18 protein-coding genes are annotated in these 17,005 nt (G+C 75.8%); 9 read left to right on the forward strand and 9 right to left on the reverse strand.

Translation table 11 applies throughout. From position 1 onward, the window contains the following. The first annotated feature begins 8 nt into the window (after window positions 1-8). From VKZ81_RS22660 to VKZ81_RS22670, 3 genes are read left to right on the forward strand one after another with little or no spacing between them, the layout of a single operon-like run. Entirely contained in the window at window positions 9-710 is a 702-nt protein-coding gene (locus VKZ81_RS22660) for a hypothetical protein (RefSeq protein ID WP_324243660.1), read from the forward strand. A 32-nt stretch (window positions 711-742) separates the two neighbouring features. Then, window positions 743-1,162 (forward strand): hypothetical protein, encoded by a 420-nt coding sequence (locus VKZ81_RS22665; RefSeq protein ID WP_324243661.1) that lies wholly within the window; start codon window positions 743-745, stop codon window positions 1,160-1,162. 2 nt (window positions 1,163-1,164) lie between these two features. Next, on the forward strand, window positions 1,165-2,169 hold the full coding sequence (locus VKZ81_RS22670) for an FAD-dependent oxidoreductase (RefSeq protein ID WP_324243662.1): 1,005 nt from the start codon (window positions 1,165-1,167) through the stop codon (window positions 2,167-2,169). Window positions 2,170-2,179: 10 nt separating this feature from the next. Here the strand turns inward: VKZ81_RS22670 and VKZ81_RS22675 are convergent, their stop codons facing one another. Beyond that, on the reverse strand, window positions 2,180-2,776 hold the full coding sequence (locus VKZ81_RS22675) for a DUF4245 domain-containing protein (RefSeq protein ID WP_324243663.1): 597 nt from the start codon (window positions 2,774-2,776) through the stop codon (window positions 2,180-2,182). 134 nt (window positions 2,777-2,910) lie between these two features. On the opposite strand from VKZ81_RS22675, the gene glpX reads away from it, so the two are divergent. Further along, on the forward strand, window positions 2,911-3,987 hold the full coding sequence (glpX, locus tag VKZ81_RS22680) for a class II fructose-bisphosphatase (RefSeq protein ID WP_324243664.1): 1,077 nt from the start codon (window positions 2,911-2,913) through the stop codon (window positions 3,985-3,987). A 27-nt stretch (window positions 3,988-4,014) separates the two neighbouring features. Here the strand turns inward: glpX and VKZ81_RS22685 are convergent, their stop codons facing one another. Genes VKZ81_RS22685 through VKZ81_RS22710 form a run of 6 tightly spaced genes read right to left on the reverse strand, consistent with a single transcriptional unit; the run spans window position 4,015 to window position 9,791 of the window. Then, the gene (locus VKZ81_RS22685) at window positions 4,015-4,242 is read right to left on the reverse strand and encodes a hypothetical protein (protein WP_324243665.1); all 228 of its coding nucleotides are present in this window, start codon (window positions 4,240-4,242) and stop codon (window positions 4,015-4,017) included. 2 nt (window positions 4,243-4,244) lie between these two features. Next, complete coding sequence (locus VKZ81_RS22690; protein ID WP_324243666.1) at window positions 4,245-5,345, reverse strand: APC family permease; 1,101 nt, start codon at window positions 5,343-5,345, stop codon at window positions 4,245-4,247. Window positions 5,346-5,398: 53 nt separating this feature from the next. Then, window positions 5,399-6,409, reverse strand: coding sequence for an alpha/beta fold hydrolase (locus tag VKZ81_RS22695; protein ID WP_324243667.1), 1,011 nt, complete (start codon window positions 6,407-6,409; stop codon window positions 5,399-5,401). 12 nt (window positions 6,410-6,421) lie between these two features. Then, entirely contained in the window at window positions 6,422-7,714 is a 1,293-nt protein-coding gene (locus VKZ81_RS22700) for an amidase (RefSeq protein WP_324243668.1), read from the reverse strand. Beyond that, a complete protein-coding gene (locus tag VKZ81_RS22705; RefSeq protein WP_324243669.1) occupies window positions 7,711-8,892 on the reverse strand; it encodes a hypothetical protein in 1,182 nt (393 codons plus the stop codon). Before VKZ81_RS22705 ends, VKZ81_RS22700 begins: the two co-directional genes overlap by 4 nt. After that, window positions 8,889-9,791 (reverse strand): nitrilase family protein, encoded by a 903-nt coding sequence (locus VKZ81_RS22710; RefSeq protein WP_324243670.1) that lies wholly within the window; start codon window positions 9,789-9,791, stop codon window positions 8,889-8,891. The genes VKZ81_RS22705 and VKZ81_RS22710 overlap by 4 nt, the downstream gene beginning before the upstream one ends. An 89-nt stretch (window positions 9,792-9,880) precedes the next feature. Here VKZ81_RS22710 and VKZ81_RS22715 point away from each other — a divergent pair, with 89 nt between their 5' ends. Beyond that, window positions 9,881-10,906 carry a LacI family DNA-binding transcriptional regulator gene (locus VKZ81_RS22715; RefSeq protein ID WP_324243671.1) on the forward strand — a complete coding sequence of 342 codons (1,026 nt, stop codon included), beginning with the start codon at window positions 9,881-9,883 and terminating at the stop codon, window positions 10,904-10,906. Window positions 10,907-10,913: 7 nt separating this feature from the next. Here the strand turns inward: VKZ81_RS22715 and VKZ81_RS22720 are convergent, their stop codons facing one another. Next, complete coding sequence (locus VKZ81_RS22720; RefSeq protein ID WP_324243672.1) at window positions 10,914-11,687, reverse strand: helix-turn-helix transcriptional regulator; 774 nt, start codon at window positions 11,685-11,687, stop codon at window positions 10,914-10,916. A 354-nt stretch (window positions 11,688-12,041) separates the two neighbouring features. Here VKZ81_RS22720 and VKZ81_RS22725 point away from each other — a divergent pair, with 354 nt between their 5' ends. Both VKZ81_RS22725 and VKZ81_RS22730 read left to right on the forward strand, forming a co-directional pair. Further along, entirely contained in the window at window positions 12,042-13,442 is a 1,401-nt protein-coding gene (locus VKZ81_RS22725; protein ID WP_324243673.1) for a class II fumarate hydratase, read from the forward strand. Between the two features lie 48 nt (window positions 13,443-13,490). Continuing rightward, on the forward strand, window positions 13,491-13,877 hold the full coding sequence (locus VKZ81_RS22730; RefSeq protein ID WP_324243674.1) for a hypothetical protein: 387 nt from the start codon (window positions 13,491-13,493) through the stop codon (window positions 13,875-13,877). On the opposite strand, the gene VKZ81_RS22735 is transcribed toward VKZ81_RS22730, so the two are convergent. Further along, window positions 13,849-14,841: a zinc-dependent alcohol dehydrogenase family protein gene (locus tag VKZ81_RS22735; protein WP_324243675.1), complete on the reverse strand. Its 993-nt coding sequence runs from the start codon at window positions 14,839-14,841 to the stop codon at window positions 13,849-13,851. The two genes, VKZ81_RS22730 and VKZ81_RS22735, sit on opposite strands and share 29 nt — an antisense overlap. A 103-nt stretch (window positions 14,842-14,944) precedes the next feature. On the opposite strand from VKZ81_RS22735, the gene VKZ81_RS22740 reads away from it, so the two are divergent. Together VKZ81_RS22740 and VKZ81_RS22745 are read left to right on the forward strand one after the other, a co-directional pair. Beyond that, window positions 14,945-16,453 (forward strand): ATP-dependent DNA ligase, encoded by a 1,509-nt coding sequence (locus VKZ81_RS22740; protein WP_324243676.1) that lies wholly within the window; start codon window positions 14,945-14,947, stop codon window positions 16,451-16,453. A gap of 44 nt (window positions 16,454-16,497) precedes the next feature. After that, entirely contained in the window at window positions 16,498-17,004 is a 507-nt protein-coding gene (locus tag VKZ81_RS22745; RefSeq protein WP_324243677.1) for a hypothetical protein, read from the forward strand. The last annotated feature ends 1 nt before the right edge of the window (window position 17,005 follow it).

Raw genomic sequence — 17,005 nt, forward strand, 5'->3', positions numbered from 1 at the left:
TCGCGGTCGTGCCCGGAAACGATCGAACCTGGCGCCAGCTGACGGTGTGGCTGCACGCCGTGTCGTCCATCGGCTGGATGGCGCTGGCGCTCTCCCTGGTGGCGCTGCTCGTCCACGCCGTCACGCACCCGCAGGACGCCGCGGCGGCGACGGCGATGGCGCACGTCCTCGACGCCGACCTGCTCGCCCCGTTGGCCAACGCCTCGGCGTCCACCGGGATCGTGCTGTCCCTCGGCACGGCGTGGGGGCTCGCCCAGCACTGGTGGGTGCTGACCAAGTTCGCCATCACGCTGGTCCAGCTCTACGCCGGGATCTTCCTGCTCTCGGACGCGCTCGACCAGACCGCCGCCACCGCCGCGCCGGGGCCCGCCCTCATCGGCGGCACGATCGCGATGGCGAGCGCGCTGGGTTTCCAGGCGTGGCTGTCGGTCGTCAAGCCGTGGCCGCGCACCCGCTGGGCGAAGCGGCGCGGGAACGGGCGCGCGACCCGGCTCCCGACCGCGCCCGCCGGGCTGTTCGCCGTAGCCGTGATCGGCCCCCTCGTCGACATCGCCGTCGGCGCCGTCGTGGGGTTCCCCTTGCCCGTGCTCGCGTCCGCGTCGGTGATCGCCGCGGTGGTCGTGCGCAGGCGCGCGTTGCGGGCTCGGGCGACGACCGGACGGGCGCACACCGGCGACACCGCGGCCGCGATCGGCCAGACTCGTCCCTGACGTCCGCTTCGGGAGCGAGCGAGGTGAGTGCGGTGGGCCTGTCGAACGTGTGGGTGCAGACCCATTCGGACGGGCTGGTGCGGGCCGACCAGGTCATCGGCATCGAGGCCCATTCGACGGCGGGCGTGGGCGACACGCCGTCGCATTGGCTGCTCGACGTCGTGCTGACCACCTCCGTCGGCAGCGGGTTCCGCGACGGCTGGAACGTCACGGCGTTGCACCGCACCCTGGCCCAGACCGCGTTCCCGCCCGAGGGCGCCGCCACCGCGCTGGCCCGGCTGCTCGCACGGCTGGACGCGATCAACGCGAGCGGGGTCGTCACCCTCGAGAAGCACGGTCGCGGCGACGCCGACACCGACGCGTTCACCTCGAGCGCGGGCGGCCTCCGCTTCCGGTTCGCGCCGTTCCCGACCACCGGGCCCGACGATCGCAGCGACGGGGAGTACCTGTAGCGGTGGCGGGCTTGCGGGTGGCCGTGGTCGGGGCCGGCGTGGTGGGGCTCGCGACCACCGCGGCCCTGCTGGAGCGCGGGGCCGACGTGGTCTGCTTCGAGCGCGCCGACGCGCCGATGGCGGAGCGCTCGGTCGGGTCGTCGCGGATCTTCCGCTACGCCCACCGCGACCCGGAGCTGGTGGCGCGGGCGGTCGACGCGCGCGCCGGCTTCGACCGCTGGGCCGAGCGCGCGGGGCGCCCCATGATCGTCCCGTCCGGGTGCGTGATCAGCGGGGCGGACGTGGTGGAGTGGGCGCGGGCCATGGCCGCGGCCGGCGTGCCGGTCGAGACGCCCGTCGAGCCGCAGCGGCTCCTGTTGCCGGCCCACCGGCCGCCGGAGGAGGCGCTGCTCGACCCCTCCGGCGGGGTCGTCGACGTCGACGCGGTGCGCGAGCACCTCGTGGGGGCCACCGCGCGGGCGCTGCGCCACGAACCCGTCGACGCGGTCGAGGCGGACGGGCACGTGTGGACCCGCAGCGGGCCCGCCCGGTTCGACGCGGTCGTGCTGGCGGCCGGGGCGGGCACGCCGGCGCTGGCCGCGGAGGTGGGGATCGCGCTGCCCGCCGCGCTCGAGCACCACGCCCGGTTCACGTTCCCGGTCGACGCGAGCGTGCGGTGGCGGAGCTGGATCGACCTGCCCGCCACCGGGCTGGGCACCTACCAGCACGCCGGGGGGCCAGGGCGGTGGGCCGTCGGCGCCCACCTCGACCCGGCCGCCACGGCGTGGGAGGTCGGGCGGGACGCCGCCACCGCGGCCGCCCGGGAGGCGGTGCTGGGCTACGCCCGCGAGCACCTCGCCGTGGAGCCGCGGATCGTCGAAACCGTCTACTGCACGCCGACGCCGGGTCTCGGCGACGGGTACGACCTGCACCGGGCCGGCCGCGTGGTCGCGGTGCACGGGGAGAACCTGTTCAAGTTCGCCCCCGTCCTGGGCGCCACCCTCGCGGCGGCGTGCGAGGCGGGCTGAGCGGCCGGCCTCACCGGTTCGGTGCGAGGACCTCCCCGCGCACGGCGGCGCCGGCGAGCGTGCGGAAGTCCGCCTCGCTCCCGCTGCCGGTGAGGAGCATGCGCACCCCGTCGACCTCGGTGGTCCAGATCGGTTCGCCGCGTCGGCCGTCGTAGGCCACCCACCGCTGGCCGTCGACGTCGACCGGTCCCCGCGCGGCCACCGGCCCGTCTCCCACCTCCGCGTGCAGCATCGCCTCCTCGGTGGCGTCGCCCTGCTGGAGGCGCAGGTAGCGCCCGTCGGGGGTGAGGAACCCGGCGCTCACCACGCGGCCGCCCTCGGGCAGCGACGCGCGGTCCACCGCGTTGGCCCGCCAGCCCTCGGGGACCGCGGGGACGCGCAACGGGAACGTCGAGTCCGGCGCGAGCCGGGTGAGCTCGGCGGGGACGTCGACGACCGGCAGCCGGGATGGGTCGACGGTGGGCCCCGTCGGCGCGAACGTGCACGAACCCGAGAGCCCCGCCGCGCCGAGGACCACCAGCGCGAGCACGACGAGCGCACCGACCATGTCGCGCATGGTGAGCGCGGATCGCGGTGGCTTCGCCGGTGGGCTGGGTTGGGAGCTCACCGTCCCATCGTGCACCACGGCCCCCTGCCCACCGCTGCTGTGCCCTTCGACACCACGTCGTACCCCGCGCGCATCTGCGAGGATCGGGTTCGAGACGGCCCGCGCCGCCGGTGCCGCGGGGGAAGGAGGGCGTAATGACGACATCCGAGGGTGTGGTGAGACCGCGCGAGAGCCGCCGCGAGGCACCCGACCGCAACCTGGCCATGGAGCTCGTGCGGGTCACCGAGGCCGCGGCGATGGCCGCGGGCCGCTGGGTGGGGCGCGGCGACAAGAACGGGGGCGACGGCGCAGCGGTGGACGCGATGCGCCAGCTCATCGGCACCGTGTCCATGCGGGGCGTCGTCGTGATCGGCGAGGGCGAGAAGGACGAGGCGCCCATGCTGTACAACGGCGAGCACGTCGGCGACGGCACCGGCCCCGAGTGCGACGTGGCGGTGGACCCGATCGACGGGACCACGCTCATGTCGAAGGGCATGCCGGGCGCGGTGTCGGTGCTCGCGGTCGCCGAGCGCGGCGCGATGTTCGACCCGTCCGCGGTCTTCTACATGGAGAAGCTCGCCGTCGGCCCCGAGGCGGCCGACGTCATCGACATCACCGCCCCGATCGGGGAGAACATCCGCCGCGTCGCGCGCGCCAAGCACCTCGACGTCGCCGACGTCACGGTGTGCGTGCTCGACCGGCCCCGCCACGAGACGATCGTCAAGGAGATCCGCGCGACCGGGGCGCGCATCCAGTTCATCACCGACGGCGACGTGGGCGGCGCGATCTCCGCGGCCCGCCCGAACACGGGCATCGACCTGCTCATCGGCATCGGCGGCACCCCGGAGGGCATCATCAGCGCCGCGGCGCTGAAGTGCATGGGCGGCGCCATCCAGGGCAGGCTGTGGCCGCGCGACGACGAGGAGCGGGAGAAGGCCAAGGCCGCGGGGCACGACCTGGACGAGGTGCTCACCACCGACGACCTCGTGTCCGGGGACAACGTGTTCTTCTGCGCCACCGGCGTCACCGACGGCGACCTGCTGCAGGGCGTGCGCTACTGGGCGGGCGGCTGCACCACGCAGTCGATCGTCATGCGCTCCAAGTCGGGCACGGTGCGCATGATCGAGGGCTACCACCGGCTCACGAAGCTGCGCGAGTACTCGTCGGTGAACTTCGACCTCTCGCCCGAGCAGCTCGCCGCGCAGGAGCACACACCGCCGCCCCTCCCCTGACAGGCGCGCCCCGGGGGCGCATCCGTCTCAGGCGCGCTCGGCGCGCCTGCGCCCCCACCGCGCCAGGAAGAACAGCACCACGCCGACGGCGAGCAGGGCCGCCGCGAACAGCCACACGAGCGGCTCCTGCTGGGTGAGCAGCAGGACGCAGGACGCGACGCCCAGCACGGGCACGAACGTCCAGACGCGGAAGTGGTCGTGCTCCACCTCGTCGCGGCGCAGCACGAGCACCGACGCGTTCGCGCTGATGAACACGATCAAAGCAGCAGCACGACGGTCTCGGCGAGGGTCCCGAGGTCGCCGACGAGCGTGAGGAGCACGGCCACGACCGTGGTCGCCGCGATCGCCACCCACGGGGTGCGCCGGTTCGGCAGCACCACGGCGAGCACGTCGGGCAGCAGCCCCTGGTCGGCCATGCCGTAGGCGAGCCGGCTGGACATGATCATCGTCAGCAGCGCGCCGTTCGCCACCGCGACCAGCGCGATGAGGCTGAACAGCCACGACGGCACCGCGACGCCGCTGGCCTCGACGACGTCGAGCAGCGGGCCGCTCGACTCGACCAGCTCGGACGCGGGCAGCGCGATCGCGCTGGCGAGGCCGACGAGCACGTACACGACGCCGGCCGTGACGAGCGACGCGAACAGCGCCCGCGGGTAGTCCCTGCTGGGGTTGCGGACCTCCTCGATGACGTTGGCCGAGGTCTCGAACCCGACGAACGAGTAGTAGGCGACGATCGCGCCGCCGAGCACGGCGGTGGCGAGGCCCGCGCCCTCCGGCAGCTCCGCGACCCGGGACGGCTCGCCACCGCCGGAGGCCAGCATCGCCGCGACGACCGCGACCACGATCACGAGGCCGCTCAGTTCGACCGCGGTCATGACGAGGTTCGCGCCCATCGACTCCCGGATGCCGCGGGCGTTCAGCGCACCGACGAGCACGAGGAACGCCATGGCCACCGGGATCGGCGGCAGGTCGACGAAGGTGGCGAAGTAGTCGCCCGCGAACGCGAGGGCGAGCCCGGCGGCGCTGACGACGCCCGCGGCGAGCATGCTGAACCCGACGAGGAACGACACCACCGGTGACTTGAACGCCCGCTCGGCGAACACGGCGGCGCCGCCCGCCCGCGGGTACTTCGTGACGAGCTCCGCGTACGACCCGGCGGTCAGCAGCGCGAGCAGCAGGGCGACCGCCAGCGGGGCCCACAGCATCCCGCCGACCTCGCCGGCGAGCACGCCCATGAGCGCGTAGATGCCGGCGCCGAGCACGTCGCCGAGGATGAACGCGAACAGCAGCAGGCCGGTGATGCCGCGGCGCAGCTTCTCGGTGGCGGGCGCGGGCGCGGCGGTCTCGTCGGTGGCCATCCCGCAACCCTAAGAAGGTCGCGGGCAACTCGCTGGCCTCGAACGGGGAGGTCTCAGGCCGGGCGCGCCAGGAGCTCCCGGATCGCATCCCCGATGACGTCGTTGTCCTTCGGGTTCGCGCCCCGGCCCGCGAGGTGCCCCCAGATGCCCGGGATCACCCGCACCTCCCCGCGCCGGATGTACCCCGACGCCCACCGTTCGTCCTCCGGCGGGAAGTAGAGGTCCTTCTCCGCGGGCAGCGACAGCACCGGCGCCTCGATCGCACCGAGCGCCGACTCGAGGCTGCCGCCGTGCCCCGGCGTGCCGCCGACGTCGGCCGCCTGCCAGGTGTCGAGCATCGCGAGCAGGTCGTTGGCGTCATGGCCGAGGAACGTGGCCTCCCACCAGTTCGCGATGAAGTCCTCGAGCGAGGAGAAGCCGAGGTCGCGCCACTGCTCGTGCCAGTAGAACGCCTGGGAGAAGCCCCACCCGGCGTAGACGCGGGCGAACGCGCGCAGCCCGGTCGTCGGGGACCGGTCGTAGCGTCCGGCGGCGAACGCCGCGTCGGCGGTGAGCGCCGCGCGCAGGCCCTCGATGAACACCTTGTTGTGCGGCGAGGTGCGCGGCGACCCGCAGAACGGCAGGGCCCGCTCCACCAGGTCGGGGTGGCTGACCGCCCACTGGTAGGTCTGCGCGGCGCCCATCGACCAGCCGGTGACGAGCGCCAGGCGCGTGATGCCGAGGTGCTCGACGAGCCGCCGCTGCGCCGCGACGTTGTCGCGCACGGTCACGCGGGGGAAGTGCGGGCCGTCGTACGGGGCGGGCGTGTTCGACGGCGAGGAGGACAGGCCGTTGCCGAACAGGTTCGGCACCACCACGAAGTAGCGGTCGGTGTCGAGCGGGGCGCCGGGGCCGATCAGCCACTCGTTGTTCGGGTGCCGGTCGGCGTACGCGGTCGGGTAGAGGATCGCGTTGGCGCCCCGTTCGTCGAGGGTGCCGTAGGTGCGGTAGGCCAGCCGGGCCGGCCGCAACGTCGCCCCGCCCTCCAGCACGAAGTCGTCGAGGTCGAGGAAGTCGACGGGCATCGGGGGTCCTCCTTATCGCGGGCCGGCCAGGCGGCGGGCCGTGGTGAAGAGCAGTGCCTCGTCGCCGGGGCGGCAGACGAGCTGGAGCCCGACGGGCAGGCCGTCGGCGCGGCCCGCCGGGACGGTGAGGGCCGGCAGGCCGAAGAGGTTCCAGGTGCAGGTCAGCCCGAGCAGGGCGGCCCGCACCGGGGTGGGCGTGCCGTCGACGTCGACGGTGCGCTGGTCGAGCGGTGGTGCGACGACGGCGGTCGTGGGCGTCGCGAGCACGTCGAGGTCCGCGAAGAGCTCCTCGACCCGTGGGCGCAGCGCATCGCGGGCCTCGACGGCGCGCGCGTGGTCGCGCTCGGACGTGCGGGCGGCCGCGCGCAAGCGGTCGCGCACCTCGGGGTCGAACAGCTCCGGGGAGCGGTCGAGCCGCTCCGCGTGCACGGACACGGCCTCGAAGCTCTGGATCGCGGTGAAGGCCTCGATCGCGGCCTGCGCCCACGGGGCGGTGAGCGGCCGGACCGGCCCGGGCAGCGCGGCGCGCGCCACGGCGGCCACCGCCTCGGCGGTGCGGGCGAACGGCGCCGGGTCGAGCCAGCCGACGCGGGCGGTGGGCGCGTCCCCGACCGCCCGCCCGACGAGCGCGCCGTAGGCGGCGGCGCAGTCGGCCGCGGTCGCCGCGAGGACCCCGACGTGGTCGAGCGAGACCGCGAGCGGGAACACCCCGTCCGTCGGGAGCGCGTCGAACGCCGGCTTGAAGCCGGCCACCCCGCACAGCGCAGCGGGGATGCGGACCGAGCCTCCCGTGTCGGTGCCCAGCGCGAGCGGCACCATGCCGGCGGCGACCGCGGCCGCGCTGCCACCGCTGGAGCCACCGGTGATCCGGCCGGGGTCGGCCGGGTTGCGGGCGGGCGGCCCGCCGGTGCGGTCGCCGGTGGGGCCGTAGGCGAACTGGTGGGTCGCCGTCTTCCCGATCACGACGGCACCCAGATCCCGCAGGGTGGCCACGACGGCCGCGTCGCGGTCGGGGACCCGCCCGCGCAGGTGGGCCGACCCGACCTCGCACGGCAGGCAGGCGACGTCGATGTTGTCCTTCACCGCGATCGGCACGCCGTGCAGCGGCCCGCGGTACCGCCCGGCCGCGAGCTCGGTGGCCGCGGCCCGGGCGGCGGCGAGCGCCCCGGCCGCGTCGACGTGCACGAACGCGCCCAGTTCCGCGTTGCGCGCGCCGATCGCGTGCAGGGCGCGCTCGACGAGTTCGACCGAGCTCACCCGGCGCTCGCGCACCCGCTCGGCGAGCTCCACCAGCCCGGCCGTCACGCCAGCACCCCGATCAGCGGGACGATCGTGAGCCCGCACAGCGTCATCGCCATGACGTAGCCCACGTACGGGTGGCAGTGCGCGGGCACGCGCGCCCCCAGCGCGGCGCCGAGCGGCGGCGCGACGACGGCCCCCGCGACGGCTCCCGCGATCACCGACGTGGCGCTGCCGCCCGCGGCGAGCACGGCCGCGGGAGCGACCGACACGATCGGGATGAACGTGGGGTACCAGCCCCTGCGGGCCCACTGGCGCCGCCACAGCGCCACCGAGAGGGCGGCCGTGAGCAGCTGCGCGGCGAGCACCTGCGGCAGCAGGCCGGTGCCGTAGACCGCGAGCGACGGGTCGAGCAGGTAGCCGATCAGGAGCCCGGCGAGCAGGCCCGCCCCGGCGAGCTCGTTGCCGTGGAACGGCGCCTCGGTGAAGTCGGCGAGCATCCGCCGCAGCCCCCAGCCGGCGCCCTGCGCGCGTTCGGCCGCGGCCACCGCCGCCTCGTCCCGCTCCGGCCGCGGCGCGAGCGCGAACGGCGGCAGCCACGGCAGCCGCCTGCAGACCGCGAACCCGGCGAGGCCGCCGGCCCACATGCCGGTGGTCGCAGCGACCAGCGAGGACAGCCCGAGCGGCACGCACACCGCGTTGTGCACCAGCAGCGCGATCGGGGTGGCGACGCCCGCCCCGAGCGCGGCGCCGGTCAGCGCGACGGGCCAGCCGGGGCCGTAGCAGAGCACGACGGCCGGGGCGACGGAGACGAACGCGACGAACAGCGGCTGCCACGACCCGGTCACCGGAACGACCCACCCCCACAGCAGGTGGGCGGCGAGCACGCCGAGCAGGGCGCTCGCGGTGAGCCACGGCCACAGGCCGCTGCCGCAGCCGACGTCGAAGCCGCGCCAGCGCCGCCCCCGCCGGTACGCCCGGTGCGCCACGCCCGCCCCGGCGAGCATCAGCGCGGCCCCGAGCGCGCTGCGGTGGAACTGGGCGTCGGTGGCGTCGGCGAGCACCCAGGTGAGGAACGACGGGACCCGGTCGTACGAGCCGAGCCACGCCGCGAACCCCGGGCTGTCCGCCGGCGCGGGCGGGATGCCCCACACCGCGGCCACGACGACCGCCGCCACCACCGCGGCGACGGCCCACGGGCCGACCGGGCGCGCGGTCCACGCCACCGCCTGCACGCCGCTCACCGGGGGAACACCGATCCGCCGCGGTAGCCGAGCAGCGCGTCGTAGAGGTCGGTGCGCCGGTCGCGCAGCAGGTCGTTGAGCTCGTTCCACACGGGGGCGCTGCGCGCGGTGGCGAGGTCGACGTCGGCGTGGAGGATCTGCTCGTCCTCCGCGCTCGCGACCTCCCCGACCGGCCAGCCGTTCGTCCCGGCCACCAGCGAGCAGCCGAGGAACTTCGCGCCGCGCTCCACGCCGACCCGGTCGGCCGCGGCGATGAAGACGTTGTTGACGTGCGCGGCGGTCATCGTGAGGTAGGCGGCCATCGGGCGGCCGCTCGCGTCGAACAGCGGCGGCGGGGTCCACACCCAGTTGTTCACGCTGCAGATCAGGTCGGCGCCCTGTTGGGCGAGCAGCCGCGGCACCTCGGGGAACCAGATGTCCCAGCAGATCAGCAGGCCGATCCGGCCGATCGGCGTCTCGAACACGGGGAAGCCCTCGTCACCGGGGGTGAACCACAGCTTCTCGCGGTACCAGAGGTGGGTCTTGCGGTAGCGGCCGACGTAGCCGTCCGGGCCGACGAGGACCGCCGTGTCGTAGAGGCGCACCCCGTCCCGCTCGGCCAGGCCGGCGACGACGTGCACGCCGTGCTCGGCCGCGAACGCCTCCCACATCCGGACGGTGTCGCCGTCCGGCACGGGCTCGGCGTGCGCGTACGCCTCGGCCCGGTTCTCGAACGAGTAGCCGGTCGTGGCGAGCTCGGGGAGCACGACGACGTCCGCCCCCTGCGCGACGGCGCGGCCCGCGGCCTCCACCGCGTGCTCGGCGTTGGCCTTGAGCCGCTCCACCCCGACCCGCGGATCGAGCTGGACCACGGCGATCCGCACCGGGCTGACCGGTGCGGCGGTGCGCTGGTCGGTCACCGCTGACCTCCTCTACCCAAACGTTTGCGCCAAACGATTGCGTGTATCCTGCGGTGACATCCGCACCGGCGTCAAGAGGAGGTCCCCGGGTGGCCAGAGCGCGGCCCGCGACGCTCAAGGCGATCGCCGACCAGCTGGGCCTGCACGTCTCCACCGTGTCGCGGGTGCTCAACGGGCCGCCGGAGGGCAGCGAGCGGGCGGCGTCGGGCGCCACCGCCGAGCGCATCCGCAGGCTCGCCGACGAGCTCGGCTACCGGCGCAACCCGCACGCGAAGAGCCTGCGCACGGCGCGCAGCGACCTCGTCGGCGTCCTCGTCCCGCAGCTGGCCGACCTGGTGCTCGCACTGGTCTACGAGGGCATCGAGGAGGCGGCCGCGGAGCGCGGCCTGTCGACGTTCGTCATGAACACCCGCGACGACGAGCCCACCCAGCGGGCGCGCACGGAGCTCGCGATCGGCCGCCGGGTCGACGGGCTGATCTTCGCCGACGGCCGCGAGGACACCGAGCTGCTCGCCGAGGTCGCCGCGAGGGAGGTGCCGTTCGTCCTGGTCAACCGGCCCGCCGGGGACTTCCCGGTGGTGGCGTGCGACAACCGCGCCGGCGGGCGGATGGTGGCCGAGCACCTCCTCGAACGGGGCCACCAGCGCGTCGCCGTCGTCGCAGGCCCCGCCTACGCGCGGACCGCGCGCGAGCGCACCGCCGGCTTCGTCGAGCGCTACCGGGAGGCGGGCTTCCCGGTGCCGGAGGAGCTCGTGGTCCACTCGCGGTTCGACACCGGCGGCGGCCGCGAGGCGACGGCCCGGATCATGCAGGCGGCGGGCGCCGAGCCGCCGACCGCGCTGTTCGCGGTGAACGACTTCGCCGCGATCGGCGCCGCGGGCTGCGCGCGCGAGCACGGACTGCTCATCGGGCGCGACATCGCCGTAGCGGGCTTCAACGACACCCCGCTCGCCGCCGAGCTGCCCGTGCCCCTGACCTCCGTGCGGGTCCCCGTGCACGAGATGGGCAGGCGCGCGCTCGGGCTGCTCGCAGACCTGATCGGCGGCCGCTCGGTCGGGTCGGTGCACCTGCCGCCGGAGCTGGTCGTGCGGGCCTCGACCACCGGCGGCGCGTGAGGCCCGCTCACCGGGCCCGCAGCAGCCCCAACCGCTGGGCGGCGAGCACCGCGGCCAGCCGGTCGCCCACGCCGAGCTTGGTGTAGAGCCGCTCCAGGTGCTTGTGCACCGTGCGCTCGGTGATCAGGAGCCTGCGGCCGATCGCGGCGGCGGTGAGGCCCTCGGCGAGCGCGGCGAGCACGGCGAGCTCGCGCGGCGTGAGGTGCACGGCGGACGCCACGTCCCGCGCCGTGGGGTCGAACCAGGTGCGCACCACCACGATCCGGCGGTCGACCCCGCGCAGCACGTGCTGGATGGTCCGGGCGAGGCGCACCTCGTCGGCGGTGAAGCGGTCCGCGCGGCCCAGGACGAACGCGCGGTGGCTGCGCGGCCCGACGTGCAGCGGCAGCGCCAGGTGCGCGGGCGTCCCCCAGGCCCGGGTCACCTCCCGCCAGCGCGCCTGCAACGCCGCGTCGACGTATCGCGCGGGCACGTCGGCGACCTGGATCGCCCGCCAGTCCCGGGTGGCGAGGTAGTAGCGCAGGATCGGGTGCTCGACCGGCGCGCGGCACACGCCCCAGTGGTCGACCTCGGCGCGGTGCCCGCGGAACTGCTCGCCGGGCGGCCACACCAGCTGCCCCGGGCCCCCGCCCGGCTCGCGGTGGTTGTAGGCGACGGCGCGCAGCCGGAAGCTGGCGACGAGCTGCGCGGCGATCCGCTCCGCGGGCAGCTCCGCGAGCGGCGCCTCCAGCAGGTCGCCCACCAGGTCCAGCCACTCCCGCTCGCAGGTCGCGCGGTCCACGGCGGTGGCCTCGCCCCGGGCGCGCCCCCGGTTAGCGCGGCCTGGCCGGTCTCACCCGCGCGGCGGCGCGGTTCCCACCATCAGCGGACACCAGTAGCGCGGGGCCGTCCTCCCGCAGCAGGGCGGCACCCGGGGCACGTCCGCGCCGTCGGGCCCGGACGTCCCCCGCCCGCTCGGCGCCTCCTCCTCCGTCCCCGCACCCGGCCGCTCGCGGGGGCGGCGACGGGAGAACGGCATGCGCCGATGGTGGCCCCCGGCCCCCGGGAGAGGGGATACGCAGATGTGCGTATCCCCGCGGGGTGGGCGCCGCCACCTCCTGCTGCACGCACCCGCAGGTGGGGCGAGACTGGCCTCATGTCCACCGATGACCGGTTCCGGATCGAGCACGACACGATGGGCGAGGTCAAGGTGCCCGTCGACGCCCTCTGGCGCGCGCAGACCCAACGCGCCGTCGAGAACTTCCCGATCTCCGGCCGAGGCCTCGAGCGCGCGCAGATCCGCGCGCTCGGGCTCGTGAAGGCGGCCGCCGCGCGGGTGAACAAGCAGATCGGGGTGCTGCCGGAGGAGCTGGCGGACGCGATCGCGGCCGCCGCGGACGAGGTCGCCGAGGGCAAGCACGACGACCACTTCCCCGTCGACGTGTTCCAGACCGGCTCGGGCACCAGCTCCAACATGAACGCCAACGAGGTGATCGCCTCGGTCGCCGGCCGCTCCGGCGTAGAGGTGCACCCGAACGACCACGTCAACGCCTCGCAGTCGTCCAACGACGTCTTCCCGACCACGATCCACGTCGCCGCCACCGAGGCACTGGTGGGCGACGTCATCCCCGCGCTGGAGCACCTCGCCGCCACGCTGCGCCGCCGCTCGGCCGACTGGGCCGACGTCGTCAAGGCCGGGCGCACCCACCTCATGGACGCCGTGCCCATCACGCTCGGCCAGGAGGCGGGCGGCTGGGCGACGCAGGTGGAGTACGGCGCGGCGCGGGTTCGCGACGTGCTCCCCCGGCTGGCCCAGCTCCCGATCGGCGGCACCGCCGTCGGCACCGGGCTCAACGCGCCCGAGGGATTCGCCGCGCGGGTGGTCGAGGAGCTGCGCGCCGCCACCGGCCTCGAGATGCTGACCGAGGCCGAGGACCACATCGAGGCGCAGGGCGCGCGCGACGGGCTCGTGGAGGCCTCCGGCGCGCTGCGGACCGTCGCCGTCTCCCTGTTCAAGGTCGCCAACGACATCCGCTGGCTGGGCTCCGGCCCGCGCACCGGCCTCGCCGAGCTGCGCCTGCCCGACCTGCAGCCGGGCAGCTCGATCATGCCGGGGAAGGTCAACCCGGTGATCTGCGAGGCCACGATGATGGTGGCCGCCCAGGTGATGGGCAACGACGCCGCCGTGGCCTTCGCGGGCTCGCAGGGCAACCTCGAGCTGAACGTGATGATGCCGGTGATGGCGCGCAACATCCTGGAGTCGGCGCGGCTCATCGCCGCGGCCGCGCGGCTGCTCGCCGACAAGGTCGTGGCGGGCGCGGAGCCGGACCTGGAGCGCACCCGCGAGCTGGCCGAGTCCTCGCCGTCGATCGTCACGCCGCTCAACCGCTACCTCGGCTACGAGGAGGCTGCCTCGATCGCCAAGCAGTCGCTCAAGGAGCGCAAGACGATCCGCGAGGTCGTGCTCGAGCGCGGGCACGTCGAGAGCGGCAGGATCACGATCGAGCAGCTCGACGCCGCCCTCGACGTGCTGGCGATGGCGCGCGGCGGCCGGTAGCCGCCGCCCCGCACAGGGGAGACGGCCGCCCGGTCGGCCCGAGGTGCTGTGCTGCCGGGCGCGCGCGGGGAGATCGCCCACGTCGCGCGCACCTGTTCGCGGGGCGCGCGCCGGCTCGCCGGGTTCGACCCGGGCATCGCCATCGCCTCGGTGCCGCACGCGACCGACCACGACGCCACCGGGCCGCTGCACGTCGACGTGCTCGCCGACACCGTGGTGACGGCACGGCGGCGGATGGCGCAGCCGCGCGGCACGCTGCCCACCCGCGACCGCAGCCACCCGGCCCCGCCGGTCCGGCCGGAGATCACCGCACTCAGCCCGCGACTCGCCGACATCCAGAGCGCGACTCGCCGGAGCCCTGGGCGGGTCACGCTCTGGCTGCGCGCCCGCCGACCGCGCCGCCGCGTCAGGGGACGAGGACGGCGGCGCCGGTGATGCGGTCCTCGGCGAGGTCGACGAGCGCGCGGTCGGCCTCCGCGAGCGGGCGGGGCGACGCGGTCGGCCGCACCCGCAGCGCCGCGGCGAGCCGCAGGAACTCCTCGCCGTCGGCGCGGGTGTTCGCGGTGACGCTGCGCACCTGCTTCTCCCGGAACAGCTCGTCGGCGTAGACCAGGCGCGGGACGTCGGTGAGGTGGATCCCGGCGATCGCGAGCGTGCCGCCCTGGTCGAGCGCGCGCAGCGCGACCGGGACGAGGTCGCCCACCGGCGCGAAGAGGATCGCCGAGTCCAGCGGCTCCGGCGGCGCGTCGGACCCGGCGGACGCGGCGCCCAGCTCGCGGGCCAGTTCCTGCGCGGCGGGCGAGCGGGTGACGACGTGCACCGTGGCGCCTTGCGCGATCGCCACCTGCGCGACGACGTGCGCGGATGCCCCGAACCCGTAGATGCCCAGCCGCCCGCCCGGCGGCACCTCGGCCCGCACCAGCGCGCGGTAGCCGACGATCCCGGCGCACAGCAGCGGCGCGGCCGTCACGTCGTCGAGCGCGTCGGGCAGGCGGTAGGCGTAGGCCTCGGGGACCACGGCGTACTCGGCGTAGCCCCCGTCGGCGTCCCAGCCGGTGAACACCGCGGACGGGCAGAGGTTCTCCCGCCCGGTCCGGCACCAGCGGCACCGCCCGCACGTGCCGCGCAGCCACGCGATGCCGATCCGCTCCCCCGGCGCGAACCGCTCGGCGCCGGGGCCGACGGCGTCCACCACGCCGACCACCTCGTGCCCCGGCACGGTCCGCGGCCGCCGCGGCTGCAGGTCGCCCTCGGCGAGGTGCAGGTCGGTGCGGCACACGCCGCACGCGCTCACCCGCACCCGCACCTCCCCCGGCCCCGGCTGCGGGTCGGGCAGCGTGACGGATCGCAGCGGTCCCCGATCGAGCGGCCCCGGCCGCTCCACCACCCATGCGCGCACGCCTCCATCCTGGCGCGCACCCGGCCCCGACTCACGCGCACCGAGAGCGCGACTCGCCCGCATCCGGAGCGCGACTCGCCGGGTGCGCTGCCAGGATGGAAACGTGCTGCTCGCCGACGTCGTCGCCACCTCCGCCGCGGTCGGGGCCACCCGCTCCCGCAAGGCGAAGACGGCCGCGCTCGCCGACCTCCTGCGCCGCGCCGGGCACGACGAGATCGAACCGGCCACCGCGTGGCTGGCCGGCGAGCCGCGCCAGAGCCGGCTCGGCACCGGGTGGCGCACGCTCGCCGGCATCGACGCCGCGCCGGCCGAGCGGCCCGCGCTCCAGGTCGCCGCCGTCGAGCGGGCCCTCGACCGCCTCGCCGCCACCACCGGCGCGGGCTCCACGGCCCGGCGCGCGGCGCTGCTCGGCGAGCTGTTCGGCGCGGCCACCGCCGAGGAGCAGCACTTCCTGCGCCGGCTGCTCACCGGCGAGCTGCGCCAGGGCGCGCTCGACGGCGTCATGCTCGAGGCGATCGCCGCGGCCGCGGAGGTCCCGGCCGCGGCCGTCCGGCGCGCGTTCATGCTCTCCGGGCAGCTCCCGGCCACGGCCCGGCTCGCGCTCACGCGGGGCATCGCCGGGCTCGAGGCCGTCTCGCTGCAGGTCGGCCGCCCGGTGCGCCCGATGCTCGCCTCCCCCGCCGACGACCTCGGCTCCGCGCTCGCCGAGCTCGGGCCGGACGCGCACGTGGAGTACAAGCTGGACGGCGCTCGCATCCAGGTCCACCGCGACGGCCGAGAGGTGCGGGTGTGGACGCGCACGCTGCGCGAGATCACCCCGAGCGTGCCCGAGCTGGTCGAGCTGGTGCGCGGGCTGCCCTGCCGTTCGGTCGTGCTCGACGGCGAGACGCTCGCGCTGCGCGACGACGGCAGGCCGCGCCCGTTCCAGGAGACGATGAGCCGCTTCGGCGCGGCGGCGGGCGAGCTGCTGCTGCAGCCGTTCTTCTTCGACTGCCTCCACCTCGACGGCACCGACCTGCTCGACGAGCCCCTGCACGTCCGGCTCGACGCGCTGGCGCAGGTCGCCGACGGCCACCGCATGCCCGCCGCGCTGCGGCCCTCCGCCGAGGAGGCCGCCGAGCTGCTCGACCGCGCGCTCGACGCGGGCCACGAGGGCGTCATGGTCAAGTCGCTGACCGCCCCGTACGCCGCGGGCAGGCGGGGCCGGGCGTGGCAGAAGGTCAAGCCGGTGCACACCCTCGACCTGGTCGTGATCGGCGCCGAGTGGGGCTACGGCAGGCGCACCGGGTCGCTGTCGAACATCCACCTCGGCGCCCGCGACCCCGACGGCGGCGAGCCGATCATGGTCGGCAAGACGTTCAAGGGCATGACCGACGAGCTGCTCGCCTGGCAGACGGCCACGTTCCCCGCGCTCGCCCGCGAGCACCGCGGCCACGAGGTGCTGCTGCGGCCCGAGCTGGTGGTCGAGATCGAGCTCGACGGGGTGCAGCGCAGCCCGCGCTACCCGGGCGGCGTCGCGCTGCGGTTCGCCCGGGTGCTGCGCTACCGCCCGGACAAGACGCCCGCGGAGGCCGACACGATCGACGCGGTGCGGGCGCTGCTGCGCGAGTGAGGAAACGCGTTGCGGCGCCCGCGCGCCGACGTGAGGGTGGGGCCGTGGGCGAGGTGCTGCTGTGGTCGTTCCAGCCGGCGGCACGGCTGGGCGAGCTGCACACCACCGGTCAGCTGGTCGGCTCGTGGGAGCGCGTCCCGCCCAGCCCGGGCGACGCGTGCCTGCGGGCGTACCGGGCGATGGTGGCCGCGATGGAGCGGGCCGGCATCCCCACGCACGGCCGCCCGCCGGTGTGGGCGTGGGGCGGGTCCTGCGGGGTCACGGTGCACGACGCGCACATGCTGCTCGGGGATGCCGCCCGCGACCACGTCACCATCGAGTTCACCGCGCCCGCCGAGCTGGTCCTCGCCAGCGACTACGGGGCGTGGAACGACCACCTCGCGGAGCGCGTCGGCGGCGGGCCCGCCGACGCGCGGTGGGACGTGCCGACCCCGATCGGCGACGAGCTGGTTCAGGCGTGCCTGCCCGCCCTGCGCCTGGAACGGGTCCGGGCGATCCGGCCGCTCCCCGCCTCCGCCGACCAGGTCACGCACCCGGCCGCACGCGCGTAGA

The sequence above is a fragment of the Pseudonocardia sp. genome (assembly GCF_035305885.1).
Classification (GTDB): Bacteria; Actinomycetota; Actinomycetes; order Mycobacteriales; family Pseudonocardiaceae; genus Pseudonocardia.